This is a genomic window from Lentzea miocenica (assembly GCF_033949945.1).
Classification (GTDB): Bacteria; Actinomycetota; Actinomycetes; order Mycobacteriales; family Pseudonocardiaceae; genus Lentzea; species Lentzea miocenica.
The window spans coordinates 216,049-241,210 of the sequence record NZ_JAXAVW010000013.1 but is presented as its reverse complement, the minus strand read 5'-3'; the positions used below and the strand labels follow the sequence as shown (position 1 = coordinate 241,210).

Annotated in this window: 27 protein-coding genes and 1 pseudogene; 14 read left to right on the top strand and 14 right to left on the bottom strand. The window is 67.4% G+C overall.

Features of this window, described 5'->3' with window-relative positions:
- Positions 1-302 precede the first annotated feature (302 nt).
- From SK803_RS17875 to SK803_RS17860, 5 genes are all read right to left on the bottom strand, one after another.
- Positions 303-1,592: an IS4 family transposase gene (locus SK803_RS17875; RefSeq protein WP_319967146.1), complete on the bottom strand. Its 1,290-nt coding sequence runs from the start codon at positions 1,590-1,592 to the stop codon at positions 303-305.
- A 988-nt stretch (positions 1,593-2,580) separates the two neighbouring features.
- Positions 2,581-2,991 carry a (R)-mandelonitrile lyase gene (locus SK803_RS17870; protein ID WP_319967145.1) on the bottom strand — a complete coding sequence of 137 codons (411 nt, stop codon included), beginning with the start codon at positions 2,989-2,991 and terminating at the stop codon, positions 2,581-2,583.
- A gap of 65 nt (positions 2,992-3,056) precedes the next feature.
- Positions 3,057-3,680, bottom strand: a complete 624-nt coding sequence (locus SK803_RS46720; RefSeq protein WP_455032245.1) for a zinc-binding dehydrogenase — start codon at positions 3,678-3,680, stop codon at positions 3,057-3,059.
- On the bottom strand, positions 3,632-4,159 hold the full coding sequence (locus tag SK803_RS46715; protein ID WP_455032244.1) for an alcohol dehydrogenase catalytic domain-containing protein: 528 nt from the start codon (positions 4,157-4,159) through the stop codon (positions 3,632-3,634). Before SK803_RS46715 ends, SK803_RS46720 begins: the two co-directional genes overlap by 49 nt.
- 181 nt (positions 4,160-4,340) lie before the next feature.
- Entirely contained in the window at positions 4,341-5,216 is an 876-nt protein-coding gene (locus SK803_RS17860) for a helix-turn-helix transcriptional regulator (protein ID WP_319967150.1), read from the bottom strand.
- 102 nt (positions 5,217-5,318) lie between these two features.
- On the opposite strand from SK803_RS17860, the gene SK803_RS17855 reads away from it, so the two are divergent.
- From SK803_RS17855 to SK803_RS17840, 4 genes are all read left to right on the top strand, one after another.
- Complete coding sequence (locus tag SK803_RS17855; protein WP_319967144.1) at positions 5,319-6,596, top strand: multidrug effflux MFS transporter; 1,278 nt, start codon at positions 5,319-5,321, stop codon at positions 6,594-6,596.
- Between the two features lie 67 nt (positions 6,597-6,663).
- Positions 6,664-7,767: an alpha/beta hydrolase gene (locus SK803_RS17850; protein ID WP_319967143.1), complete on the top strand. Its 1,104-nt coding sequence runs from the start codon at positions 6,664-6,666 to the stop codon at positions 7,765-7,767.
- Between the two features lie 435 nt (positions 7,768-8,202).
- On the top strand, positions 8,203-8,559 hold the full coding sequence (locus SK803_RS17845) for a cyclophilin-like fold protein (protein WP_319967142.1): 357 nt from the start codon (positions 8,203-8,205) through the stop codon (positions 8,557-8,559).
- A gap of 10 nt (positions 8,560-8,569) precedes the next feature.
- Positions 8,570-9,070 (top strand): recombinase family protein, encoded by a 501-nt coding sequence (locus SK803_RS17840; RefSeq protein ID WP_319967141.1) that lies wholly within the window; start codon positions 8,570-8,572, stop codon positions 9,068-9,070.
- A gap of 1,157 nt (positions 9,071-10,227) precedes the next feature.
- Here SK803_RS17840 and SK803_RS17835 read toward each other — a convergent pair.
- Positions 10,228-10,560, bottom strand: a complete 333-nt coding sequence (locus SK803_RS17835; RefSeq protein WP_319967140.1) for an STAS domain-containing protein — start codon at positions 10,558-10,560, stop codon at positions 10,228-10,230.
- A gap of 598 nt (positions 10,561-11,158) precedes the next feature.
- On the opposite strand from SK803_RS17835, the gene SK803_RS17830 reads away from it, so the two are divergent.
- Together SK803_RS17830 and SK803_RS17825 are read left to right on the top strand one after the other, a co-directional pair.
- The gene (locus tag SK803_RS17830; protein ID WP_319967139.1) at positions 11,159-11,929 is read left to right on the top strand and encodes a DUF4386 domain-containing protein; all 771 of its coding nucleotides are present in this window, start codon (positions 11,159-11,161) and stop codon (positions 11,927-11,929) included.
- Positions 11,930-11,986: 57 nt separating this feature from the next.
- Positions 11,987-12,706, top strand: coding sequence for a DUF4386 domain-containing protein (locus SK803_RS17825; RefSeq protein ID WP_319967138.1), 720 nt, complete (start codon positions 11,987-11,989; stop codon positions 12,704-12,706).
- A 9-nt stretch (positions 12,707-12,715) separates the two neighbouring features.
- On the opposite strand, the gene SK803_RS17820 is transcribed toward SK803_RS17825, so the two are convergent.
- Genes SK803_RS17820 through SK803_RS17800 form a run of 5 tightly spaced genes read right to left on the bottom strand, consistent with a single transcriptional unit; the run spans position 12,716 to position 17,097 of the window.
- A complete protein-coding gene (locus SK803_RS17820) occupies positions 12,716-13,120 on the bottom strand; it encodes an HPF/RaiA family ribosome-associated protein (protein ID WP_319967137.1) in 405 nt (134 codons plus the stop codon).
- Positions 13,121-14,605: a glycoside hydrolase family 130 protein gene (locus SK803_RS17815; protein WP_319967136.1), complete on the bottom strand. Its 1,485-nt coding sequence runs from the start codon at positions 14,603-14,605 to the stop codon at positions 13,121-13,123. It abuts the gene before it with no gap.
- Positions 14,602-15,612 (bottom strand): hypothetical protein, encoded by a 1,011-nt coding sequence (locus SK803_RS17810; RefSeq protein WP_319967135.1) that lies wholly within the window; start codon positions 15,610-15,612, stop codon positions 14,602-14,604. Before SK803_RS17810 ends, SK803_RS17815 begins: the two co-directional genes overlap by 4 nt.
- The gene (locus tag SK803_RS17805; RefSeq protein WP_319967134.1) at positions 15,609-16,742 is read right to left on the bottom strand and encodes a glycosyltransferase; all 1,134 of its coding nucleotides are present in this window, start codon (positions 16,740-16,742) and stop codon (positions 15,609-15,611) included. The genes SK803_RS17810 and SK803_RS17805 overlap by 4 nt, the downstream gene beginning before the upstream one ends.
- Positions 16,743-16,791: 49 nt before the next feature.
- The gene (locus tag SK803_RS17800) at positions 16,792-17,097 is read right to left on the bottom strand and encodes a hypothetical protein (protein WP_319967133.1); all 306 of its coding nucleotides are present in this window, start codon (positions 17,095-17,097) and stop codon (positions 16,792-16,794) included.
- A 340-nt stretch (positions 17,098-17,437) separates the two neighbouring features.
- On the opposite strand from SK803_RS17800, the gene SK803_RS17795 reads away from it, so the two are divergent.
- From SK803_RS17795 to SK803_RS17780, 4 genes and pseudogenes are all read left to right on the top strand, one after another.
- Positions 17,438-18,031 (top strand): GNAT family N-acetyltransferase, encoded by a 594-nt coding sequence (locus tag SK803_RS17795; RefSeq protein WP_319967132.1) that lies wholly within the window; start codon positions 17,438-17,440, stop codon positions 18,029-18,031.
- Positions 18,032-18,343: 312 nt separating this feature from the next.
- Complete coding sequence (locus SK803_RS17790; RefSeq protein WP_319967131.1) at positions 18,344-19,069, top strand: GAF and ANTAR domain-containing protein; 726 nt, start codon at positions 18,344-18,346, stop codon at positions 19,067-19,069.
- A 5-nt stretch (positions 19,070-19,074) separates the two neighbouring features.
- Positions 19,075-19,815 carry a GAF and ANTAR domain-containing protein gene (locus SK803_RS17785; RefSeq protein WP_319967130.1) on the top strand — a complete coding sequence of 247 codons (741 nt, stop codon included), beginning with the start codon at positions 19,075-19,077 and terminating at the stop codon, positions 19,813-19,815.
- 133 nt (positions 19,816-19,948) lie between these two features.
- Positions 19,949-20,956 (top strand): annotated as a pseudogene (locus SK803_RS17780) (AI-2E family transporter); the annotation flags it as partial.
- Between the two features lie 57 nt (positions 20,957-21,013).
- Here the strand turns inward: SK803_RS17780 and SK803_RS17775 are convergent.
- From SK803_RS17775 to SK803_RS17765, 3 genes are read right to left on the bottom strand one after another with little or no spacing between them, the layout of a single operon-like run.
- On the bottom strand, positions 21,014-22,102 hold the full coding sequence (locus tag SK803_RS17775; RefSeq protein WP_319967149.1) for a magnesium and cobalt transport protein CorA: 1,089 nt from the start codon (positions 22,100-22,102) through the stop codon (positions 21,014-21,016).
- A gap of 5 nt (positions 22,103-22,107) precedes the next feature.
- Positions 22,108-22,602, bottom strand: a complete 495-nt coding sequence (locus tag SK803_RS17770; RefSeq protein ID WP_319967129.1) for an STAS domain-containing protein — start codon at positions 22,600-22,602, stop codon at positions 22,108-22,110.
- A 56-nt stretch (positions 22,603-22,658) separates the two neighbouring features.
- Entirely contained in the window at positions 22,659-22,868 is a 210-nt protein-coding gene (locus SK803_RS17765; RefSeq protein WP_319967128.1) for a hypothetical protein, read from the bottom strand.
- Positions 22,869-23,168: 300 nt separating this feature from the next.
- Between SK803_RS17765 and SK803_RS17760 the strand changes: the two genes are divergently transcribed.
- From SK803_RS17760 to SK803_RS17745, 4 genes are all read left to right on the top strand, one after another.
- Complete coding sequence (locus SK803_RS17760) at positions 23,169-23,732, top strand: DUF5994 family protein (protein ID WP_319967127.1); 564 nt, start codon at positions 23,169-23,171, stop codon at positions 23,730-23,732.
- Complete coding sequence (locus SK803_RS17755; protein WP_319967126.1) at positions 23,729-24,235, top strand: hypothetical protein; 507 nt, start codon at positions 23,729-23,731, stop codon at positions 24,233-24,235. The genes SK803_RS17760 and SK803_RS17755 overlap by 4 nt, the downstream gene beginning before the upstream one ends.
- A 396-nt stretch (positions 24,236-24,631) precedes the next feature.
- On the top strand, positions 24,632-24,862 hold the full coding sequence (locus SK803_RS17750) for a hypothetical protein (protein WP_319967125.1): 231 nt from the start codon (positions 24,632-24,634) through the stop codon (positions 24,860-24,862).
- A 138-nt stretch (positions 24,863-25,000) separates the two neighbouring features.
- Positions 25,001-25,147, top strand: a complete 147-nt coding sequence (locus SK803_RS17745) for a hypothetical protein (RefSeq protein WP_319967124.1) — start codon at positions 25,001-25,003, stop codon at positions 25,145-25,147.
- Positions 25,148-25,162: the final 15 nt, after the last annotated feature.

Sequence of the window (25,162 nt, the reverse complement as noted above, 5' to 3'; positions counted from 1 at the left end):
ATCAGTCGTCAAGTGCGCTGAACTGCGCCGAACGTCCTGTTTCTGCAGGTCAGGCGGCCGTGAACTCGTATCTGGGGGTCAAGGGGCAATGCCACGTAGCTTAAGTTGATCTTGCTGTGTGGGGTTGCAGGAAATAGAAGCGGATCGTGGGTGGTCCGGGGTGGCGGGTGCTGGCGGGTTCGTCGTGTTTCTTGGGGCGGTAGCTGTTGTGGCGCATGCGTTTGACGGCGCGTGGGCAGGTGCGGTGCCGGCGGGGCGGGATGCGCATGGCCGCGATCGCGGTGTGGATGCGGGGTAGCTGGTCAGTCCAGTCCTGAGGGGGGAATGTCCGCCGTGCCGGTGGCGGTGCGGCGGATCAGGCGCAGGGTCTGGGTGTAGGAGATCCGGTCGGGGTCCGGATCGGCGGCGGTGGCGGCCTGTGTGATCAGGGTGGTGATGGCGTGGTGGGTGATCAGCCAGGCCCAGATCTCCTGGTAGGCCAGCTCGGGCAGCCGGGAACGCAGGACGCGGCCGGGTCCGCGGAGGTGGGTTTTGAGCTGGTCGTTGCCGGTTTCGTGTTCCCACCGCTGGTGGTAGGCGCCGGCGAGTTCGTCGGGGTGGGCGTGGGCGGGGTCGAGGATGGTGGTGAGCAGGGTGATCACCTCGCCGGTGCCGTTGCCGGCCCGGTCGGGCACGTCGTACTCGATCACCCGTGCCCACTGGCCGTCGCTGGGATGGATGGTGTGTCCGGCGCGGGCGGCCGCGGTCACGCGGTCGCGGCGTTCACGTTTGTGGGTTTTCGGGTTGTTCAGCATGGTCAGGTAGGTGCCGTCGGCCAGGACCCGCACCACTGGCAGCTCCAGCTGGGTCGGCGCCCGCCACAACAGCGCCGCCCCGGTGGCGGCGGCGGTTTCCCAGGCGGGCCAGGAGTAGAAGTTGCGGTCCGCGGTCAGCAGCTCATCCGCTCGCAGCCGGGGATACAGCTTGCCCGCCAACGCCTTCTCACTCATGGCGTAGGTGCCGATCTCGGCGGCGAGGAAGGCGTGCGTGCCGCACTCGGTCAGCGTCACCACCCGCGCTTTCGGGAACGCCGAGCGGCCCTCGCCGGTGCCGGCGTAGCCGAACTCGGCGGCGTTGGCCTCACTGTCGGGCAGGTCCGCCTCGAACCCGTCGATCGCCACCAGCCGCCAGTCCCGCAGCCACGCCCCGCGCGCCCGGCCGGCCGCGAGCATGCCCGCCATCGGCCCGGCTTCCCCGCCCGCCGGGCCGCAGACCCGCTCGAAGATCTCGCGAAACACGGTGGGGCCCAGCCTTTTGCGGGCCTGGGTGATCGCGCTGGAGGTCGGCGGCGTCCAGGACGCGTTCCAGCAGCCCCACCGATCAAGCGACCCGGTCACCTTGGTCACGACCTCGGCGTAGTCGTCGTCAGGGAACAGGCACAACGCCATCGTCAGATAGGCCACCACATGCGGCGGCAACTTCCCATCCGACCTGCGGGCCCCCGCCCCGCACACCGTGATCGCCTCGTCCACCGCGTCCCGCGGCACCGCCGTGACCAGCACACCCAGCGACACCTGATCCGGCAACGCCACACCCGCATCCACGAGCAGCAACCGTGCCAGCGTCCGGCGTGATGATCAGGACACCACGCCGGACCATCCACACAACACCAAGATCAACTTAAGCTACGTGGCATTGGGTCAAGGGGTCGCAGGTTCAAATCCTGTCGTCCCGACGGTCTGAATCAGCCCGCTGATTCTGGGTAAAAGCCCAGGTAGGCGGGCTTTTTCGTACACCCGAAACGATCTTTGCATGATCACCATTTTCATGATCAAAAGGCAGATGAAGGAGTGAATAAGGTGCCGCTGGCTCCTTCGTTTTGACCAAGCGCAAATGAGGTCACCACGAACGGGTGAACTTGCCGAACGGTCCTGAACAAGCGTCAACCGGTGCGAACCGACGTCATCGGTAGCCAACCCAACCTGGCGTGGTGTGCTGCCCGCTGACAGGCAGCCGCCAGCGGGCGTCTTGAGCCGGCGCCTGTACCCAGGCTGCGCCGTGCTGACCTGAACTGCGGCTACTATCCCGCAAGACAGCCCATCCGGGCTGAGGCGTCTGGCCTGCGGCAGTACATCACCGGCGGGAGTCACTCGCCGTCAGCTTCTGCTGTGCCGAGATTTGCGCAAGTTCGAATCCCCGGCGGGAGCACCAAAGGATGGGAACAGGACTGACCAGCGGTTTTATGTCGGCAGCCTGGTGGTCGAGTCATTGTTCGACCTATCCCCGCCCGAGTAGCGGCCTGGGGACGGGTCGCTCGGACCCGTCCCCGCTCCGGCGTTCCCCCTCAAGCCGAGTGACCATGGGACTGCCTCAACCAGCCATGAAGGCGGGGAGTTGCGGGAGTGCCCAGCGGAAGAGGTCTTGCGGGAGCCACTCGGGCCTGTGGCGTACGCCGCCTGCATCCGCTCCGTCGCCTTCTGCCGCACCAGTCGTCGCGACGGCAGGCGTAGCCGATCTCGTAGTTGACGATCCCGCCAGTCGCCCTCCGTGCTTGTTGAAGCGGCCGTGGGCCGTCCGGCCGGCGCGTTGACGGGTTGTTGATCAGGTGATGGGTGGAGCCGCGGCGTACTCCTCGTCGGTGACGGGGGTCAGCCAGTGCACGACATCGTGGTCGGCATCGCCCTCGTTGATGGCCAGGTGGACCATCAGCCGGTTGGGTGCCGCACCGTGCCAGTGCTCTTCGCCGGCCTCGAACAGCACGCGATCGCCGGGCCGGATGACCTCGACGGGGCCGCCTCGGCGCTGGCACAGGCCGATTCCTTCGGTGACGAAGACGGTCTGGCCCAGCGGGTGGCGATGCCAGTGGGTCCGTGCGCCGGGCATGAAGTGCACCAGGTTGGCGGTGACCCGGGATGGGGCGGGAGCCGCTGCGACGGCGTCGATGTAGACGTCGCCGGTGAACCAGTCGGCGGGCCCCTTCGCGGTGTCGATCGAGCTTCGGGTGATCTGCACGGAGGTTCCTTCATCGGTGAGTGCGCGCGGGCCGCGAGGTGATGTCCGGCGTCGCGATCGGGGGATCAGGGCGTGAGGAGGGCCTTGATGGCTCGGCGTTCGTCCGTGGCCCGGTAACCCTCGGCGACCTGCTCGAGGGGCAGGGTGAGGTCGAAGACCTTGCCGGGCTCGATTCGGCCCGACAAGACGCGGTCGATGAGGTCGGGCAGGTAGCGGCGCACGGGGCCGGGGCCGCCGCGCAGTCCGACGTGGGAGAAGAACAGCTCTTGGCCGTCGACGGCGACGTCGTGGGGGACGCCGACGAAGCCGACGTTGCCGCCGGGCCGTGCCGAGTGCAGGGCTTGCTGCATGGCCTGTGCGGTGCCGACGCATTCCAGGACGGAGTCGGCGCCGATGCCGCCGGTGAGGTCCTTGATCCGGGCGATGCCGTCCTCGCCGCGTTCGGTGACGATGTCGGTGGCGCCGAACTGCCGGGCGAGGTCCTGCCGGGAGGCGTGCCGCGACATGGCGATGATCCGCTCCGCGCCCATCTCCTTCGCCGCGATCACCCCGCACAGGCCCACTGCGCCGTCGCCGACGACCACAACGGTCGAACCGGGCGTGACCTCGGCGGCGTCGGCCGCCCACCAGCCGGTGCCCATCACGTCGGACACGGCCAGCAGACCGGACCAGAGCTGTTCGCCGGGCACCTCGTCGGTGGCGACCAGGGTCCCTGGGCGTTGGGGATGCGCACGTACTCGGCCTGGCAGGTGCTCATGAATTCACGGTGCAGGCAGTTCGACTGGAAACCGTTGCGGCAGTTGGCGCAGGTGTTGTCCGAGGTGGCGAAGGAACCGACGACGAACTGGCCGGGAGCGACCGAGGTGACCTCGCTGCCGACTTCCTCGACGAAGCCGACGTACTCGTGTCCCATCGGGTGTGCCTCGCCGACCGGCTCCAGTCCGCGCCAGGGCCACAGGTCCGAACCGCACACGCAGGTGACAGCCGTGCGGATGATCGCGTCGGTCGGGTGGAGGATCTTCGGGTCGTCCAGGGTCTCGACGCGGACGTCGCCGGGGCGTGGATCACTGCTCCGCGCATGAGGGTCCTTTCGGTGGCGAGGTGGCGCTGTCTCACACGGACGGTGGTTCGCCGGTGAGGCCGGGATGCGGCCCGAGCGGACCCGCATCGCAGGGGTCCCGCCTGTTCCCTACCCGGGAAACGCGCCGGAATTCGCTTGGAGAAGGCACTGTCCATAGGTGTACTGACAGGGCAACCTTCGCTGGCATGGAGCCGAATGAACCGAGAATGCGAACTGGCGCAGGCCAGGTCCTGTAGGCATCCGCCAAGCGCACTGTCGCGCCCGGTGCTCAGCGCTCAGGCGATGGCACGATGCTGGTCTCGGAGGCTGCCCAGGAGGCAAGCAGCGACAGCGCCTGCGCAGTCGACGAGTCGGGCTCTGCGGTGTAGATCGTCATGATGAGATCCGGCTCGGCCCGCAGTTCCATGCTCTCGTACGCCAGGTCGAGATCGCCGACGACGTGGTGGTGAAAGGTTTTCCTGCCGGTGCCGTGGATGCGGACGTTGTGCGCGCCCCAGCGGCAGCGGAACTCGTCGCTGCGGGTGGACAGCTCGCCCACGAGGTCGTGCAGGCCTTTGTCGCGCGGATCGACGCCTGCGGCGGTGCGCAGATTTGCCACGAGCATGTCGGCGGCGACGTTCCAGTTCGGGTAGAACCGGCGCGCGGCAGGGTCGAGGAAGGTAAACCGGCCGAAGTTCGGTACACCGGCTGAGTCGGTGTAGACGTCGCTGTACATCGCGCGGCCGAGCAGGTTCGCGGCGAGCAGGTCCTGACGCAGGTTCACCACGATCGCCGGGGCGGTGACGCTGTCGAGCGTCCATTGCAGGCTGGGCCGGATCGCGCGTTGTTTCGGCTTGCGGGTGGGACGCAGCAGTGCGCCGCTGCCGTTGGCCTCCTGTGCCAGGCGCAGCAGGTGGGCGCGTTCGGCGTCGTCCAGTTGCAAGGCGCGGGCGACTGCCTCCAGCACGCCGGGGGAGACCCCGGCGAGTTGGCCGCGCTCGAGTTTGGCGTAGTACTCGACGCTCATTCCGGCCAGAGCGGCTACCTCGGTGCGGCGCAGCCCGGGGACGCGGCGCTGCCCCGCGGTCGGCAGGCCGGCCTGCTCGGGCGTGACTTTGGCACGCCGCGAGGTGAGGAAGTCGTTCACTTCGGCTCGGTTGTTCACGTTCTCGACGGTACGACGCATCCCGCTGAACTGGGATGTACTGCCGGTACACCTATGGCTGGTGTCTTCTTGGGCCCGCCCGGAGCGGGTTTGCTCGAACACATGCCCGCACTGATCTCCTCGCCGGCGCCGCTGGCCGACAGGGGCGTGTCCCGCCTGGTGCGTCGCCAGGCGCGGCTCACCGCCGGCCTGGTCGCCACCGTGATCTTCCTGACCGCGATCGCGCCGCTGGCCACCGACATGTACGTGCCGGCGTTCCCCCGCGTCGCGGGTGACCTGTCGGCGACGGCGACGCAGGTCCAGCTGACTCTGACCACTTTCTTCGTCGGCATGGCCCTCGGCCAGCTCATCGGCGGCCCGGTGTCCGACCAGCACGGCCGGCGGCGGCTGCTGATCGCCTCGATCGTCGTCATGACGGTCGCCTCGGTCGTGTGCGCTCTCACCCCCTCCATCGCGGTCATGATGGCGGGACGCTTCATGCAGGGCTTCGCCGGCGGCTGGGCCATGGTGATCGGCCGGGCCGTCATCGTCGACCTCGCTCGTGGCGCCCGGCTGGTGCGCATCCTGAACGTCATCGCGGCCGTCGGCGGCATCGCGCCGATCGTCGGGCCGCTGCTCGGCGCGGTCATCCTGCAGCTGTCGCACTGGCGAGTGTCGTTCTGGGCCGTCGCCGCCATGGGCGTCGCGATGACCCTCGCCGTGCTGGCGGCCGTACCGGAGACGCTGCCGGTCGAGCGGCGGCACGGCGGCGGCCTGCGAGCGTTCGTCACCAACGGACGACAGGTGCTGCGGCAGCGCCGCTACATCGGTTACGTGCTGGTCAGCGGGTCAGCGATGGGTGCTGTGTTCGCCTACGTGGCGACGTCGGCGTTCGTGCTGCAATCGATGAACGGGATGTCCCCGGTCGCGTACTCGGCCGACTTCGCCGCCAACGCCGCCGGCATGACGGCCGCCGCGCTGATCGCCGCCCGGCTCGCCGGACGCGTCGCGACACGCAAGGTCATCGTCGCCGGACAGATCGCCGCCCTGCTCGCCGGCGTGGCGATGCTCGCCGGTGCGTTGTGGTGGGACACCCCACTGCCGCTCGCGATCGTCTGCTTCGCCGTGCTCATGACCGCGCAGGGCCTCATCGGCCCCAACGGCGGCGCACTGGCCTCCGCGGAGGTCCCCGAGCACCCCGGCACCGGCTCGGCGCTTCTCGGCTTCGTCCAGTGGATCGCCGCCGGCGTCATCGCCCCGATCGCCGGGCTCGGCGGCGAGCACACCGCAGTGCCGATGGCCCTGCTGATGATCACGTGCGTCGCGCTGTCCATGGCGGGCCTGCTCATCCTCGCCCGACCCGCGAAGACGTCCACCGCACCAACCGGCGCGGTCGCCTGAGCAGCCACCGCTGCACACCACCGACCGTCGCACCCTTTCCCGCCAATCGAATGTGAGGACCACTTTCATGGAACGCCGCAAAGCACTTGGACTGTTCGCTGCGACCGCCGCCTCCTTCACGGTCCTGCCCTCCCTCGGTGCGGGGACCAGCCTCGCCGAAGACGCCACGGGACAGGGCAAGGGCGGCTACACCTTCGCGCTGGACAAGAACGTCAAGCGGACCTCGGTGCGGTTCAAGAACCGCTACGGCATCCAGGTCGCCGGCGACCTCTACGTGCCGAAGAACGCCAGGGGTAAGCTGCCCGCCCTGGTGGTCAGCGGACCGTTCGGCGCGGTCAAGGAACAGTCCTCGGGCCTCTACGCCAACGAGTTCGCCCGCCGCGGCTACGTCGCCCTCGCCTTCGACCCCTCCTTCACCGGGGAGAGCGGCGGTGCGGTGCGCGACGTGGCCTCGCCCGACACCTACACCGAGGACTACAGCGCCGCCGTCGACTTCCTCGGCCTGCAGAAGATCGTCGACCGCGATCGGATCGGCGCGCAGGCAATCTGCGGCCTGAGCGGCATGGCGCTCACCGCCGCGGCCGCGGACAGCCGCATCAAGGCCGTCGCCACGACCTCGATGTACGACATGTCGCGCAGCATGTCCCGCGGTCACCAGGACTACTACACACGTGAGCAGCGCCAGAAGGTCGTCGACCACCTCAGCCGGCAGCGCTGGATCGACGCCGAGAACGGCACCAACGCGCGGCTCTCCCACGAGGTCCCCTTCGACCAGAACGGCAACGTCGCCCCCACCAACCGCGTCCTGCCCAAGACCCTCCCGCCGGACGCCGACCCGATCACGAGGATCTTCTTCGACTACTACCGCACCGAGCGCGGCTTCCACCCGCGCTCGATCAACTCCACCACCGCGTGGACCGCTACCACGCCGATGTCGTTCTTCGCCTTCCCTCTGATGACCAACATCGACATGCTCGCGCCCCGCAAAGCCCTTCTGGTGGCCGGTGCCGATGCGCACTCCCGCTACTACTCCGAGGACGTCCAGGCGATGGCCCCCGGAACCGTCGACCTCGTGATCGTCCCAGGCGCGGACCACGTCGACCTGTACGACCGCAAGGACCTCATCCCCTTCGACAGGCTCGACGAGTTCTTCACCAAGAACCTCGCCTGACCGCAAGTGCGTCGGCTGCGGAAGCGGCCCTCTGGGAAACAGTCGGAACGGTCACCCCGCGCAGCTTCCTGATGCCACCGCAGGTACGGATTGCCTACCGCGCGCACAGACCCGATCAACCCGCGCAAGCGCACGAACCGAACGAGGACCAGTCGCCAGCGCGGGACTTCGTTGTCAACCGATGACAGCCCATTCGACACATCGTCGCGGGCGGGCTCATCTGACATGGATATGGAGACGCCCATGCCAGCCTCACGCACGGTCGTCTGCGCAGCGCTGTTGACGGTCGTCGGAGTGACCGTCGCCAGCTGTGGTGGAACGCCATCGACCTCACCCGGCAGCGCCCGGGACGCAGCCCGCTCACCGACAGCCGCAGCGCCGCAGCCGAGCGGCACCCCCAGCGACACGGACTCCTCGCCTCACCAGGAAGAGCAGATGAAGATCCAGATCACCGTCGGCGACCAGCGCCTTCAGGCCACGATCTTCGATAGCGCCACTGGCCGTGACCTCATCGCCCAGCTACCCCTGACCATCGACATGATCGATCACGGCTCGGTGGAGAAAACCGGACCGCTGCCCGCACCGCTGTCACGGGACGGTCAACCAGACGGCGCGGACCCCGACATCGGGGATGTCGGGTACTACGCACCCGGCAACGATCTCGTCTTCTACTACGGCGACCAGTCCTACTATTCCGGCATCGTGATCATCGGACGTCTGGACGGCGACGCCTCCAGCCGCATCGCCGACCTGGACGGCACCATCACCGCGACTGTCGAAATCCACACCTAACGAACTGGTGGTGACCAACTCACCGCCCACGCCGAACCCCGGTCGCGGGGCGGTCGGCCTGTGGACCTACGCCAATGTGCGCGACATCCTCACCAACCCGAAGTACACCGGAAACATGGTGTGGAACCGCCGCGCCCGCAAATCCGGAGGCAACGCCCGCAACCCCGCGGGCGAGATGCTGTGGGCCAACTTCACCGACCGCCCGAGCTTGGAGACCTTCCGCACGCTCCGCCAGGCCACCGCCGAGGATTTTCCGTCCTGGCGGGAACGCGTGCTGGCCTTCCTCTCTGATGTTCCGCCCGCGACAGGATCCTGGTCGCCGGGTCCCTCGACGCTGATGGAGATCCTGCTGGCCGACGACGAGATCGAGGCCGCCTGGCAGGCCGCTGTCGACGGCGGTTGTTCGGCGGGCTGTGGCTCCGCCTTGCGCGGGCCCGTGCCGCGAGCCACCCGGCCGACTCCATCCCGGTCTCACCGTGCCGCCGACCGCGATCGAGCTCCGCAACCGTGACTCTTACTAGACGGCGGCCAGTCTGCTGGCCGAGGTCAAGTTCCTGTTCGCCCGCTGCGACCGGGACGGTGGCTTCTGCGACCACATGGCCGCCGTGCGCGACGCACACCGCACGAAGTGGGCTCTACGCCAGGAACTCGACTGGGCCACCTACTCTGATCAGCGGCAATGAGGACGCCCCGGTGATCAGGCAGGATCTCTGTACACACATGGCGCGATTCGACCTACTGCGAGATCGCCCGTCATGACGGGTCGTGGCCGATCGACCTCGCCTCCGCAGTCCTGCTCGCCGACCTTCTCGACCTGACCTTCACTCCATCCGCAGGACAAAGGGCGGCGGCTCAGCTCGGGTAGACCTTCGCCCACGGGTGCTCGGACCATCAGATGGTTTCCGGGAACTGGGCGAAGGAGGTATCACGGTCAGCCTTCGCTGATCTGCCGCATGCCGTTGACGTTGTCATGGCGGCTGACGGCCTCGGTGTTGGGCATGTGCTGATGCTGTCAGCGTTGTTCTCCGGGCGGAAACGAAGCGAGGTCGGTGTGCCCCCAGGGGGCACACTGCCAACCTGGGCTGACCTGCGGCTTTGCACTTCGCGCCCTTGATGGTCCTCTAGAAGGACCTAGGCTGAACTGCGGAAACGCTTGATCGCTGTGGTGCCCCGGCAGGACTTGAACCTGCACCCCTACGATCATGCCTTTGACCTGCGCGTGACGGAGCGTTCCAGTGGCGCAGGTTGGTGATAGGCGACTCGAACCGGCATCGCTTGGCGGAACAGCCCACGATCTGTGGTGCAGACCGTCAATCGTGGCGGGCTTGGCCTACGGCCATCCACTCCAGGAGCGCGTGGATGGCCCTGGCTTGTGCCGCTGCGAGCCGATCACCGGCGGGACCGTCGACATAGCGGATGTCGAATGTGACGGTCAGATCGCCGCACACGGCGTCAACAGCGGTCGATGTCGGTGGTTCTCGGCGTTGACCTGAGGTGTCGGATGCGGACGAAGCCGTCATAGGGCTGAGTGTCGACCAGTCGAATCCGGTGTGCTGTCTGGGCAACTCGGTCGGGTCGGAAGTAGTTCAGTCCGAGCGCGGCCCGCCCCGCCATCTATCAGGTCGTCGCGTATCGGGGGCGATGACGAGATCTCAACGGTGACTACTCTCATCGTTCCGCAGCCAGGCCGGCGACCACGTCGAACTTGCGGTCCAATCCCGTGAGCCTCAGCGGCCGGAGGACCGCGCGGGTGCGTGCTACTACGATGAACTCGACCTCGGCGGTCACGGTGGCCTCCCACACGGCCATCAAGGTGGCCAGGCCGGCGATGCCGAGGAAGCTCACCGCGGTGAGGTCGACGATGAGATCCGGGCCCGCCTTGCGGACGTGCTCCTGGAGACGAGTGTGCAGTACTGGACCACTGCGCGCGTCGACCTCGCCGAGTACCGCGATCACGACGGACCCTCGTCGGACAAGCTGTTCTGTGACGGTGAATCGCATGGTGCCCGGGTATGGGCCTAGCTGGCGGGAGACGCTCTGGGCGATCACGGGCGCCCTAGGCAGACGGACGGTGCTCACGGGATTCTCCTCGGGGAACCGTGGCGACCGCGGGGTCCAGGCGGGCGGAGGGCTGAGAAGCCGCAGGGTAGGTATCAGCGGAGTCCGCGCACAAGCCGCGCCGGGTGCCACCACTCGATCGGGTTGTCATCTGTGCCCGTTCAGCCGTCACGATGTCGCGTTGAGCTACAGCTCCAGTTGCCCCTGTTGAACTGTGGACGGGCTATTGCTCGGGCATGCGGAAGACTCCGCGTTGCAGCGGTTCGATCGCTGTCCCCTCCTCGGCCCTGTTCAGCGAGTGCTGCAGAGTTCTACGCTGGCGAGGTATCCCACCCGGTCAGAGCTTCTGCTGGACCGCATCGGCTTGACGCGGTGGATCGGGGTGCATCGGACATCCGCTCCGGACCTTGGCGGCGCACGCGTCGAGTTGCTGACGCGCCAAGGAGGTCGCTGAGTTGTCTCCCACCTGCATGTTTGCCGTCCTGAGTGGACAGTCGGGCGAATTTGGCGGCCGAACTTCGCCGGTGGCAAGGGGATTTCGATGAGGAGCCGCGTTCGAGGATCCTCCGAGCATTCCGCCTCGCCGGGGAACAAGGCAGACCGGGCGTTCCGTCACGCGAGCGTTGCCGCGGGAGCGGGGCTTCTGCTCATGTCCGCGCTAGCGGGCTTTGCCAAGTTCGTTGCACTGGACGGCCTGGTGGCCAAGGGAGATCCGGTACAGACAGCCGCGAACATCACGGAGTCCGCCGGCCTGTTCCGGTTCGGTGTTGCATGTGTATTCGTGGTGATCGCCCTCGACGTCGTTGTGGCGTGGGGTCTGTACCGTGTGTTCAGCCCGGCGGGCAAGAACCTCTCGATGCTCTCGGCGGCGTTCAGGCTGGTCTACACGGCGGTCTTCATGGTGGCGATCGGCCAGCTCCTCAGGGGGCTGCGCCTGCTCGGCGACGACGACTACCTCGCGGTGTTCGGCGCAGAACAGTTGCACGCCCTGGCGCTGCTGGAAGTTACCGCGTTCAACGATCTGTGGATGGCGGGTCTCGGCCTGTTCGGGCTGCACTTGATCCTCGTCGGCTACCTGGCCTATCGATCAGGATACGTACCAAGGCTTCTGGGTGTCCTGCTCGTTGTCGCGGGACTCGGCTACGTGATCGACAGCTTCGGCGTGATGCTGTCCCAGAGCGCTTGGACCGATGTCGCGTCGTACACGTTCATCGGCGAATTCCTGCTGGCGCTGTGGCTCGTGATCTGGGGGAGCCGGCTCACCATCAGCGAATCACAGCCCCACGAAGACCCTGTTGCCACAACACGATGACAGATAATTCCAACTGAATAGAGAGTGAATCCCATGTCAGCACCCGAGAAGCCGCTCATGCCGGCCGTCGCCGATCCGGCGATGCGGCGGAGTGGGCCGACAACCGCCTCGACCAGGAAGACCGCAGCCCTCGTGGGGGTGCTCTTTCTCACCGCCACCACCGCGTTCATCTTCGCGGACATGCTCATCGGCGGCGTCCTGAGCCGGCCGGACTTCCTGACCGGCGCCTCCTCCGACACCGGCAGCCTGGCCACCGGTGCATCTCTGCTGGCCGGCCAGTTCGGGGTGGTGGGCATCGCGGTTCTGCTGTTTCCCTTGCTGAAACGCCACGGTGAGTCGCTGGCCCTGGCACACGTCGGTTTCCGGGTCGCGGAGCTTGCCGCGAGTTTGTTCTATCTGGCAGTCCCGCTCGTGGTGATCGAACTCGGCGCCGGGGTACGCGACGGCACCATCGACGCGTCCGCTTCCACGACTCTCGGCGCCCTGGTGCAGGCACAGCACGGCGTGGCCACTCTGTTGATCTATCTGGTCACCACGGCGGCCGGCATGTGCATGGCCGTGTTGCTGTACCGATCGCGGCTGATCCCACGCCCGATCGCGATCCTCGGCCTGGTCACCTACCCCGCGCTGCTGGCAGGGTGCCTGCTGGACTTGTTCAACGTCGTCGACATGACACAGGGTGTAGGGCTGCTCGCACTGGCCCCAGGCACCGTCTTCGAGGTGATCCTCCCGATCTGGCTGTTCGTCAAGGGATTCGCCTTCCCCGCCCAGGACTGAGGATCGGCCTCAGCCTGGGGAGTGCTGGGGCTGATCCAGCTCGGGCAGTGCGGGGACAAGCCTCAGCGCGCGGTTGTGGCGCGGTTCGGTCCGCGTCTTGGCCTCGTTGACCTGCCGGATCAGCTCGTTGCGGACATCGTTGAGTGCGGCCGGCAGGTCCGGCTCGGACGAGGTGGCGACGAGGTGCAGGCGGGGAGTGCGGTTGATCCAGCACTCCAGGGTGACTCGTTGCTCGACGCCGCGGCGGTCCTTCACGCTGATCTCGAGGTCGACCTGGTCGTCGTGGAACGAGCGCAGGCGCGAGCCGAGTGCGGCCAGACGCTCCACGACCCAGCCGCGTTCGTTCGAGAGGAAGCCGGTGGCGAGGTGCAGGCGGTTGGTGATCACCGCGGTGTCCTCTGGCAGTTCGCTCATCTACTCACTTGTCCTTTTGTGGAGTGTTCTCAAGGTGGCCAGCAGGCCACGCAGTGACGTGGTGGCCAGCCCGATGGAGGCGTCGCTCGCGCCGTAGGGGATCACCAGCGTGTCGTCGTGCAGCAGGGCGCCGCAGGAGTAGACGACGTTGGGCACGTAGCCGTCGCGTTCGGTGGCGGCGGGCAGCAGCAGCGGTTCCGGCAGCGTCGCCAGCACCCGTTCGGGGTGGTCGAGGTCGAGGAGCATCGCGCCCATCGAGTAGACCCGCATGGGGCCGACGCCGTGGGTCAGCACGAGCCAGCCCTCGGGAGTCTCGATGGGGGAGCCGCAGTTGCCGACCTGGACGAGGTTCCAGTCCCTGCCGGGCACTTCCACGGGCTGGGTACCGTTCCAGGTCCTGATGTCGTCGGAGGTCACCACGGCCGAGCTTTCGCCGTCTCCGCGCGTCAACGCCGCGAACCGGCCCCCGACCTTCCTGGGGAACAGGGCCATGCCCTTGTTGCGAGCGGCCGAGCCTGTTGTCTGCGTGACGTGGAAGGTGCGGAAGTCCTTGGTCTGCAACAGTTGCGGTGCGACATCGACACCGTCGAAGGCGGTGTAGGTCGCGTAGTAGGTCGGCTCGCCGTCATCGTCGGTGAAGCGCACGAACCTGGCGTCCTCCATGCCCTGGCGTTCGGACGGGCCGGTCGGCCAGAGCACCCGTCCACTGATGACGGTGTCGTCGGGGAACTCCGAGGTGTAGTTGCACGCGGCGATCCACCGGATCAGCTCGACGGTCCGGTGCGCCTCCTGGCGGGCGACCAGACTCGGGTGCAGGTCGGCCAGCACCAGGTCCAGCTCGGCACCGGTGAACCGCGCGGGCAACCACCGGTTGAGCACGGCGGAGACCTCGTCGTCCTGGCCGAACTCGGCGAGCTTGCCTTGGAAGAGGCTCTTCTCGTACACCGCCTCCCGGTGCAGACCGGTGGTGACGACGTTCGGGGGCGTGTCGACGGTGAGCGCTCCACCGGGACCGATCACCCCGGTGCGGAAGCCGATCGAGGACAGATGACCCTCACCGATGCCGCGCACGCTCAGCACAAATCTCAGCTGCCCCGGTGTCATCCCGCTCTGATCAGGGTGCGCGACCATCGACGGGTTGCACAGCGCGGCGCCCTCGATGGCGTACTCGTGGGTGAAGTACGCGCCGATCAGCAATCTGCGGGAGTCGGACAGTTCGACATCCGGGGACAGGCGGTGGCTCACGCTCGCGAAGTGATCTGCGAACATCACCTGGACGTCCCGGTGCCTGCCTGCGAACAGGCGGATCGTGCGGTCCAGCATGGTGCACACCGTCGCCTCGTCCAGCGCCATCACCCGACGGATCACGGCCGCGGACCGCGACTCGTGCTCCGGCCGCTCCTCTCCTGGCACGAACAGCTTGGAGATGACGCGGCGCGGGTTCGGCCGCAGCCGCACCGATGTGCGCGTGACTCCGGCGTTCATCCGGTGCTCCCCAGCAGAGTGCGGCCGTGTTGCAGAGTGGAGATCAGCGCCAGCGTCGACTCCGCACCCTGGTTGCGATTGGGGCCGTTGGGGGTAAGTCCGTCGTAGCCGCCACCCGTCTCCACGTCGCGCATGGGCACGCCGAGGTCGTTGTCACCGTCGAACCACGCGACCGCGCGGCGGACACCGGCTTGCCACCTCAGGTCGCCGGTGACCTGGTGGGCGCGTGCACACGCGTCCGCGAGCGCCGCGACCTCGATGGGTTGCTGGTCGAACGCCGGGCGGCGTTCGCCGACGCGCCAGCCGCCTGCCGGGGTCGGTGAGAGGTGGACCTCGAGGGACTCGACGGTCAGCAGCCAGCCCAGCAGTCGCAGGCCGTCATCGCGGATCTGGGGATCCTCGAGGAGTTCGCCCGCGGCGATCAGCGCCTCGGGCAGCACGGCGTTGGCGTAGTAGAGGCGGTGCTCGGGCCACGGCCATTCAGCGGCGGGGCGCGGTTCGCCGACGTACGTGGCGACATCACCGAGCAGTTTGGCGGCGAGCGCGTGGCCGGGAACCACACTCAGCACTTCGGCTGCGCCAAGCGCTGCAAACGACGTCGACCGCACCGATGGCGGCCGGTGATGGGCGCTTCTTTCGAAGCCGGTCAGCGCGGCCTGGCGGATCCAGGGCACCGGGCAGCGGGCGGCCGCGGTGCCCAGCCCCCACAGCGCGCGTCCCCACCAGTCACCGAGTCCCGGCTCGTCCCGCCATGCGCGATCGGGGCCGAGCCGGTTGTGGAACTGGCCGTCGTCGGCCTGTGCGTGAGTGGTGAAGGCGAGATAGCGCTCCACCAGGACGACCAGCTCGGCGGACAGCTCCGACTCACGGCACAGAACGACCAGGCCGCGGGCGACGTCGTCCAGGCAGTAGCCGTGTTCCCGGCGGGGCAGCGGACCGTCGGCGTGCTCGTACAGGCCCGTGTCGTCGCTGAGCCGGAGCAGGTGGGCGAAACTCGGGCCGGTCACGTGGTCACGACGACTCGGGCGGCGAGCAGACGCTCCGTCAGGCGGCGATACCGGTTCGCGACGGCCGACCAGCTCAGTGCCGGGGCGAGACGCGCCGAACGGTCGCTCATCCCGGCCGCGAGTCCCGGTTCGGTCAGCACCCGCCGCAGTGCCGCACCGATGGCGGCCGGATCGCGGTGGGGCACCAGCAGCCCGGCCCCGTCCGCCAGCAGCTCGACGGCGTGCGGGAACTCGGTCGCGACCACCGGTTTACGGGCGGCCAGGGCTTCGATGAGCACGCCGGACGTGACCTGCTCGGATGAGTCGTAGGGCAGCAGGACGACATCGGCTTGGCCGACCAGTTCCGCCAGCGCCTCGACCTCACGGTAGGTCGGGTCGAACTCGACCAGGTCCGCGACGCCGAACGCGGCCGCGCGGTTGCGCAGGTTGCGGCGGTAGGCCTCGCCCTCATGCGCCAGCACCTTGGGATGGGTCTGGCCGGCCACCAGGTAACGCGGCTTCAGGTCGCGCAGCGCGCCCAGCGCGGAGATGCCCCACTCGATGCCCTTGCCGCGTCCCAGCAGTCCCCAGGTGAGGATCATCGGCCGGTCGGCGGACGGGCTGTGGGCGGGTGGCTCGACGGGGAGCGCGCCGTGTGGAATCACGACGACCTCATCGGGCCGCTCGATGGCGTAGCCGTCCACGAGCCGCTGCCGCGCGGCCACGGACATGGTCACCACGGCATCGGCGTGGCCGACGACCTCTTCGAGCACCTGCCGCTGGCCAGCGGTGGGCGTGGTGAGCACCGTGTGCAGGACGACGATCACCGGCACCCGCAGCCGGGCGAGCACGCCGAGCACGTCGTCGCCATCGCGGCCGGCGTAGATCCCGTACTCGTGCTGCACCACGACCATGTCGCAGCGGTTGAGCACCTCGGCCGCGTCCTCGACCGCGCCGGGAGTCATCTGGTGCACCATCCGGGTTTCCTCGGTGGCGACCGGCTCCTGGTGCGGCTCCGTGAGAACGCGGACCACCCGGCCCGTGCTTCCCGGCGTCACCGCGGTCAGATGGCGCAGCAGAGAAGCGGTGAACGTGGCGAGTCCACATTGCGTGGGCGGGTACGTGCTCAGAAAACCGTAGGTACGGGCCACGAAGCGGGCCTTTCAGATCGACGGAAGCGGACACTCCACTGTGGACGGATCAGGCGAGGGGTCGCCGCGCCTGGTCCGGGATGTGACCGTGCAAGCTCAGCCTGCGCATCTCGACGTGCTCCCGGCGCGCAGGCAGCGTGATGCGATGCCCGTCCAGCGTGGTCAGGTCGATGGTGCGCACGGGGCCTGAAACGAACCCGTCGAGCTGAGTCCGCCGCCATCGGTCGGCGAGGTGGTAGTAGCTCAGCCACAGGGTGTCGCCCAGCTCGGCGAGCAGTGTGCGCGGCGAGCGCCGAGGCCGCTCGGAGACCGGGTCGGTCGATGGAGCGATGGGAAGGTGGGATGCCGACATCATGTCGGGGACTCCCGTCCCCGGCCGGAAAGCAGCCGGTTCAGTTTTTCGCCGAGTACGACATGAGCTTGACCGCCCAGGTGCGAGGTGTTCCCGGCAAAATCAACTCTACACCAATTCCGCCGTGAACGACGAAACGCGCAGCATGGTTTTGGTAATCGATCACCGCAGCTAGGAGTACCTTCTGTTGATGCGGCAAATGCCGAGCAAGAAATACCGCGAGCGCGTAATATGGTGGTGAATCGCACAATTCGGCAGATCGAAATGTCTCGATTCGGCGTGCCGGCGGGGCGCGATGTCCTCCTGGCCGGCCGCGTGTGCGACCAGGAACGGAGCAGTCGACATGAGCACACCGATGCGGACGACCGAGGTGCTGACCACCGAGCGGCTGCTGTTGCGGCCGTGGCTGGTCGACGACGCGCAGGCAGCGCTGGAGATCTACGGGCACGCCGAGGTGACTCGATGGCTGAGCCCCGACATGGATCAGGTGCTGGATCTGGCTGCCATGCGATTGTTGTTGCAGCAGTGGATCGCCGAAGGCGCCCGGCTGCCCGCTCCGGCCGGGCGATGGGCGATCCAGCGCACCATCGACGACCAGGTGATCGGCGGCGCCATCCTGCTCCCGCTGCCTCCTGGCAACGAGGACTTCGAGATCGGCTGGCAGCTGCGCCCCGATGTCTGGGGCAACGGCTATGCCACCGAAAGCACTCACGCACTCGCCACGTGGGCGTTCAGCCGCGATGTCGAAGAAGTCTTCGCCGTCGTCAGGCCCGGTAACACGCGCGCCGCGGCCACTGTCCGGAAAAACGGCATGCACTGGGTCGGCGAGACCACCAAGTACTTCGGCGTCGAACTGCAGGTGTTCCGACTCCGCATCGCCGACCTCGACCAGGCGGCACCCACCGCGCTCCGCCCGCCGAACCTCGGCGGCGACTGACGCACCCGGCTGCTGTTCCTGAACGTGTACTCGCTTTCCGTCAGGCGGGCGGGCGGGTTACAACTCCGGCCAGGCTGATCGCGTCGTTCGCCTGGGTCGCGCTGTTGTTCACCGGGCGCCATCCGCAGGTTGTCGATTTCCTGCCCACACATCGCTTGCGGCAACACTGACACGTTCCCCGCCGGAACTGCCTCTGCTCGACCGGTACCACCGCCCTGCGTCGGTCCGTGTGGTCCCACGACCGGTCGGAGGCAGTGGGTGGTGTGAAGGGCTAGGGTTCGTTCGAGATCACAATGGCGAGGAGTGACCGACGTGGGCACGAATCGGCACCTCGACGTACTCGTGGCGGTCAATGAGCTCGCCAGGGCGGACCAGGAGCCCGTTGGTGTCCGTCATGTCTGCCTTGCCTGCCGGATAGGTCTGAACGCGGTCGGCGTCGGGGTCTACGTGGTCGGTGTCGCGCAACCGCTCGAGGTCGTCGGGACGGTCGGTGACGAGTTGGCCGAGCTGCAGGTGACGATCGGTGAGGGGCCTGCGACGGAAGCCGTGCGGCAGAACCAGCCGGTGTTCGTGCCCGACCTGGCGGACAGCTGGAGTATGAGGCGCTGGCCCGCGTTTGCCCCGGCAGCGGTCGCGGCCGGGGCGGCAGCGGTGTTCGTGATCCCCTTGACGCTGGGCGCAATCGCGCTGGGAGCGCTGGAGATTTGCCGGGACGCCGTCGGTCCGCTGGAGCCGGATGAGCTCGCGGACGCGCTGCTGTTCGCGGACACGGCGGCAACGCTGTTGCTCGGCCGGTCCGCGACGCCGGCGACGCTGGACTACTACCTGCGGGGTAGCGATCCGGAGCGCCGCTGGGGCGTGGTGCACCAGGCCACCGGCATGGTGTCGGTGCAGCTGGACACTGATCTGGGTGAGGCGTTCCTGCGGTTGCGGGCGCACGCGTATCTCACCGGCCTCCGCCTGTCGGAGGTAGCGGCCGACGTGGTTGCGCGCAGACTGAGATTTACCCCGGATACCAACCATGAGAGGCAGAGGTGAGTCACGTGTTGGACCGGCGGATCGCTCAGACCTTCGTCGAGCTGGCGGACACGCTCGTGTTGCGGTTCGACGCCATCGACTTCCTGCACACCCTGACCGAACGCTGCGTCGAACTGCTGGACGTGGACGCGGTCGGAATCCTGCTGGCCGACCAGCGCGGTGCGCTGAACGTGGTGGCCGCGTCCACCGAGCAGGCCCGGATGTTGGAGCTGTTCCAGCTGCAGGACGAGGAGGGTCCTTGCCTGGACTGCTTCCACACCGGGCGGCCTGTGGCGTGCGTGGACCTGGCGGAGGAGCCGCAGCGCTGGCCCCGGTTCACGGTGGCCGCGCGCGAGCAGGGATTCTCGGCCGTCCATGCGGTGCCGATGCGGCTGCGCGAGCAGATCGTCGGCGCACTCAACCTGTTCCGGACCGCGCCCGGCACCATCCCGGTGGACGCGGTCGAGCTGGCCCAGTCCTTCGCCAACGTCGCGACCATCAGCATCCTCCAGGTTCGTGCGCTCCGGCACAGTGAGATGGTCTCCGAACAGCTGCAGAACGCGCTGAACAGCCGCATCGTCATCGAACAGGCGAAGGGCATTCTGGCCGAACGCCTGCAGATCGGTGTCGCGGACGCGTTCTCCCTGATGCGGACCTACGCGCGCAACAGCAACCAGCTGCTGTCGGACATCGCGCAGCAGGTGATCGCGCGATCACCGGAGATCGCCGACCTGACGAGGACCACCAAACCCCGGCCACATCGGTAGAGAGGCGGCGCACCGTCCACCAGCGTAGGTTCGAGGGTGCCGAGAGCATCTCGCGCGCTGGAAGCCGAACCGGCGCCGTCCTCGGTGTTCCCCCGAGAACGGTCATCAGACGACCGGGACGGGAGTCGGCACGATGCCGAGCCAGCGTGCCTACCAGGTGCCTGTGCGGACCATCCTCGCGACCATCGGGTTGACCCTGGCCACGGTCGTGGCCGTGGTGTTCGTGATGCAGGTCCAACGAGTTCTGGTGTGGATGCTCATCGCGCTCGTCTTCACCGTCGCGTTCTACCCGGCGGTGAACTGGCTGCAGGAGCACGTCAGATGGTGCCGCCGTTCGCTGGCGACATTGGTCGTGTTCCTGGTGGTCTTCCTGGTATTCGGCGGTGTGCTCACACTCTTCGCCATACCGCTGGCCGAGCAGGGCACGCAACTGGCGGCACGGTTGCCGGACATGATCGCGGACGCACGCGGCGGCAGAGGCCCGGTCGGCATCCTCCTGGAACGCACCAACGCGCTCGAGCTCGCCCGCGACAACGAAGAACGCATCCGCCAGTTCGCCACAGGCCTCGGCACCCCGGCCCTGAACCTGCTGAGCAGCGCGGTCACCGGAATCGTCGCAACGATCTCCATCTTCGTCCTGTCCTACCTCGCGGTCCTGCAAGGCCCCAAGGTGATCGACGGGACCCTTGCGCTGTTCCCACCGCAACGCGCGCAGCGCATCCACCGGGTCGGCCGCGAGTGCGCGAAGACCATCACCGGCTACATCTCCGGCAACCTGCTCATCAGTGCGATCTGCGGCCTGCTCACCTACATCGTGCTCAAGATCTTCGGAGTGCCGTTCGCCGAGCTGATCGCGGTCTTCGTCGCGATCGCCGACCTGATCCCGCTGATCGGCGCCACCCTCGGCGCGGTGGTCGCAGGCGTCGCCGCACTCATCCATTCGCTGCCCGCCGCCATCACCGTGATCATCTTCTTCATCGTCTACCAGCAGCTGGAGAACCACCTGCTGCAACCGGTGATCTTCTCCAGGACGGTCAAACTCAACCCGCTGACCGTGCTCGTCGCATTGCTGCTGGCGACCGAACTCGCCGGAATACTCGGCGCACTGCTCGCCATCCCGATCGCCGGCGTCATCCAGGTCGTCCTGCGTGACATCTGGAACCACCGCGCTGCAGCGCCGGGCGCCCGACCTGTCGCGTCAAAGCCAGCCGCGACGTCGGAAAACCAGGTACAGGCCGGTGCAGACCAGCGCCATGAGCAGCAGCGCGAACGGGTATCCCCACACCCAGTTCAGCTCGGGCATGTGGCGGAAGTTCATCCCGTAGATGGTGCCGATCAGCGTGGGAGCGAACAGAATCGCCGCCCATGAGGAAATCCTCTTGATCTGTTCGTTCTGCGCGTTGCTGGCTTCGGCCAGACGTTGCATCTCCTCATTCTGCGCCTGGGTGACCAGGGTGGTGTTGACGGCGAGGATGTCGGCGAGCATGCCGCGGAAGCCGTCGGCCTGCTCGACCACGACGGTGGCGTGGTCGGCCACGTCGCGCAGGTGGCGCTGCAGTTCCTCGTCGATGCCGTGCTCGGCGAACTCGGCCGAGAGGCTGTCGAGGATCGTGAGGAGCGGGCGGGTGGCGCGTTGGAACTCCATCACCTCACGGGACAGCTCGTAGATTCGTCGCGACGCGTTCGGATCGCGGCTGAACACATCGGTCTCGATCTCCTCGATGTCGTTGCGCAGCCCGGAAATGACGGGCGTGTACCCGTCGACCACCGCGTCCAGCACGGCGTACAGCACCGCCTCGGAGCCCAGTCGCAGCAGATGGGGCTGCGCCTCCAGCCGGTGCCGCACGCCGGCCAGATGCGGTGTGTCGGTGTGCCGCACCGTGAGCACGAAATTGGGGCCCACGAACAGATGCAGCTCACCGAACTCGACCCGCTCGGTGTCATCGCGGTAGTTGGCCGAGCGCAGCACCACGAACAGGGTGTCGCCGTAGCGTTCCAGTTTCGGCCGCTGGTGAGCAGTGATGGCGTCTTCTACCGCCAGTCCGTGCAACCCGAGCTGGGTGGCCGCGTCCATCAGCTGAGCCTCTATCGGCCGGTAGAGGCCGATCCAGGCCGTGCTGTCGGGCTGCCGCTCGAGCAGCCGGAAGGTGTCGGCCAGAGTGGCGGGCGACGCGGCATGCCGCCCGTTCAGGTAGACGACGTTGTTGATGATGCTGCTGGTCTCTGAGGGCAGTTGCCGACACTCCTCGCCGGAGGAGCCGTTCCCGGCCGATCGATGTGCCGCCATGCCGGTCACGCCGGGCAGGGCTCCGCGCGCGGCATTGGCAGGACGCCGGGATCATCAAGCGATCCACCGATGATCTGTTCGGCGACGGCTCCGAGGCGCAGTTGGACGTGTTCGATGTCGGGACAGACGTCGAACACGTCGTCCAACCTTGTGATCATCAGCGGCCGCAGCACCACGCGTGTGTCCGCGACCAGAAACAGCCTGACGCCCGCTGCCGTTGCCGCTTCCCTGACAGTGACCAGGACGGTGAGACCGGCTGCTGCGAAGAAACGCACTTCGGTGAGGTCCACGACCAGTTGCCGACAGGTGGGCCGCAAGTGCTCGAGCAGACGTTCGCACAGCAGCGGGCTTGTGCATGAGTCGACCTCGCCGCGCACGGCGAGCACGACAACGCCAGGCGGGGACGCGCACACGGTTACGCTCGCAACTTCTACGTCTGGCTGGACGACAGCTGCGGGTGAGGGTCGATCAGTCGACACACGTTGGAGGACGGGCGTCATGGCGACATCTCCTTGATCGGAAAGCGTCCTCTGTCAGAAGTTCGCAGACACAGCAGTCACGTGTCTGTCCCATCAGGACTGTCCGGAAGGACTCCCGCTGTGTGCGTGGTCACGAGCGCGCGGATCCGGTCAATCATCAGTTCGGCCTCGACCACGCTGAACAGGCCCAGCCCGACAGCACGCTGAATGGAGGCGACCGTGCTCTGATGGGGCTCCGCGATCCCCGCGACCGGCGCTCCAGCGGAAAGCTGATCGATGTGCGCCATGAGAGTGCCCCTCGATCGGATGCCGCCATGCCGGGGTCCAGGGCACTTTCCTGAAACAGTACGCGCTTCTCCAGGCAACGTTTGATCATGACGCGCTCCTCGTCGACCGGCCGGGCACGCAGGCGCCGGGCCGTGTACATGACACGTCGAATTAGTCCGCTGACCAGTGCGTTTTATGTTCTCGGCGTAGGCTGAGGGCACCGGAGGCGACCGAGTACCGCGATGTCGTTGGTGCCGCCTCAGGCGCACGAGCAATTCCGGCGCTCACTCATCGGGCGGGCCGGAGGCAGGAGCGCCGAGATGATCTCGGATCAGCTCAGTCCCACACCCACAGCACCGACAGACCGGCGCGACCACGCGTTGCGCCTGCAGATGAAACCGGCCGGGGCGGCACGGGGGCACGTCGCCGGAGGCTGGTGGCCGTGGTCGGACGACCCGGCAGCCGAGTTCCCCGCGCTGATCACCGCGCTCCGCGCATGGGTAGGTCCGGTCAACCGGGTCTCCTACCACCTCGGCACCTGGGGCCCAGTCGCACGCAAAGCACCCGTCGGCGGCCGCATGGTCCGGTTCGAAGGCTTCCATTCAATCGACCCGCACAACGTCGTGGTGATCGGGGCCGACTACCGGCGGGTCAGCCTGCTCGTCGTGCCACCCGGCATCCCGGCAGGTGCAGCGCGCGCGGCACTGAGATCGGCCGCCGACCGTGACTCGACCGCGAACATCGCGGACATTCTTGCCAGCAACGGTGTGCCGCTGGATGCTCACCACTTCAGCCCTGTGTTCATTCCCAGCGCCCACCCGGCCGAGCCCACAGACCGACGCCCCGCAGACCACAGGAGAGTCGTGGTGAAGGTCCAAGATTGAACACGCTCGTGCAGGCCAAGTACACAGCAATCCCGACCTGCCGGCAGGTGACCGACAAAGTGACGGGTCTGCCGCCGTTCCGGTCAGGCAACGAGAAGCCTTCAGGGTCCGACATGCTCACCGGCTGCGAGTTTCAGCGCATACCCGACTGGCCGCGGGTGAACTTGCAGGTGTTGGCCTGGCGAGACGACATCGGTGACATCTCGTATCCGGCCGGTGCCGGCCGAGGCGGACTCAAGGCTCGTGAAGCCTACGACGCGCCTTCCAAGCCGGGCTCCGACCCGGCCGACGACGGCATTGCCGAGGATGTTGCGGTCGGCGAGCAGGCGAAGTGGCTGACACCGAAGGATAACGGCAGCTGCACCCTGATGATCCTCGATCAGAACGCCGTGCTGCTTCTCGAGTACAAGCCCGCGGACAGACTGGCGCCGAGGTCGCAGGACTGCCGGGGGCCGCTACGTGAACTCGCGAAGTCGTTCTACGACGCGGTACAGACGCGGTAAGCGCCGCGAAGACCCCGGCCGAGTCCACGGCCATCGTCTCCTCTGCCGTGGCGATCTACCTGGTGTGACGCAGAAGAGCGCTTGAGCTGGCAACGGTTCTTCTCAGCGACACCCACATGTCACTTCCGCATGCAAGCGGATGCGCCGTGTCCCGACGGGAATCGCCAAGGCGATCGTCGGGACTCGGCTGGTTCTGACACAGACGTGGGCTAACTGGTCGGGACGGGAGTCGCCGTCTGCTCCGTCAGGGCCAGGGCGAAACGCTTCGGTTTGTCGTTGGGTCTGCGCCCAGCTCGCACGCTATTTGGGGGAGTACTCGCCGGAACCGGAGGCTGACGACGCGGCCGACGACCCGTGCGAGATGACCAAGGCGCACATCGGGTCTTCCAGGCATGGATGATCGAGACCCGGTCCAGTGCGGCCGCGCTGAACAAGCACAAGGATCTGCGGCAGCTCTTCAAGTGGCTGATGCTCGACGAGGAGGACATCGACCGCTCGCCGATGGAGCGGGTGAAGCAGCCCAAATCGCAGAAGAAGCTCATCGCCGTCATCCGCGACGACACCAAGAAGGTCCTCGGTACATCGGTACGTGAAGGAGACCGGAGTCGGTGTAGTGGTGCTGAGTAATTCCGGGTCCGTAAGCGAGGCCGTCGACGGGCGAGGTACTGATCAGGTTGACCCGCATGCCGCTCGTTGCCAACCCAGGCGCGCAGCGGGAGGTGCAGCGGGGTCAGCGCGCGGAGGCGTGTACATGTACGACGGCACGTGCGGGACATCAACGGCACGGCTGGCGCCTATGTCGGCCAGTGGGTGGAACGCAGTGGCAGCGGCAACTGCACGACCACCGGCGGCGAGCCGTTCTTCCAGCCGGTCGTCGAGGCGATGTACAACTACGGCGTTTGGGTCTGCTGAGCACGGGTGAAAGGC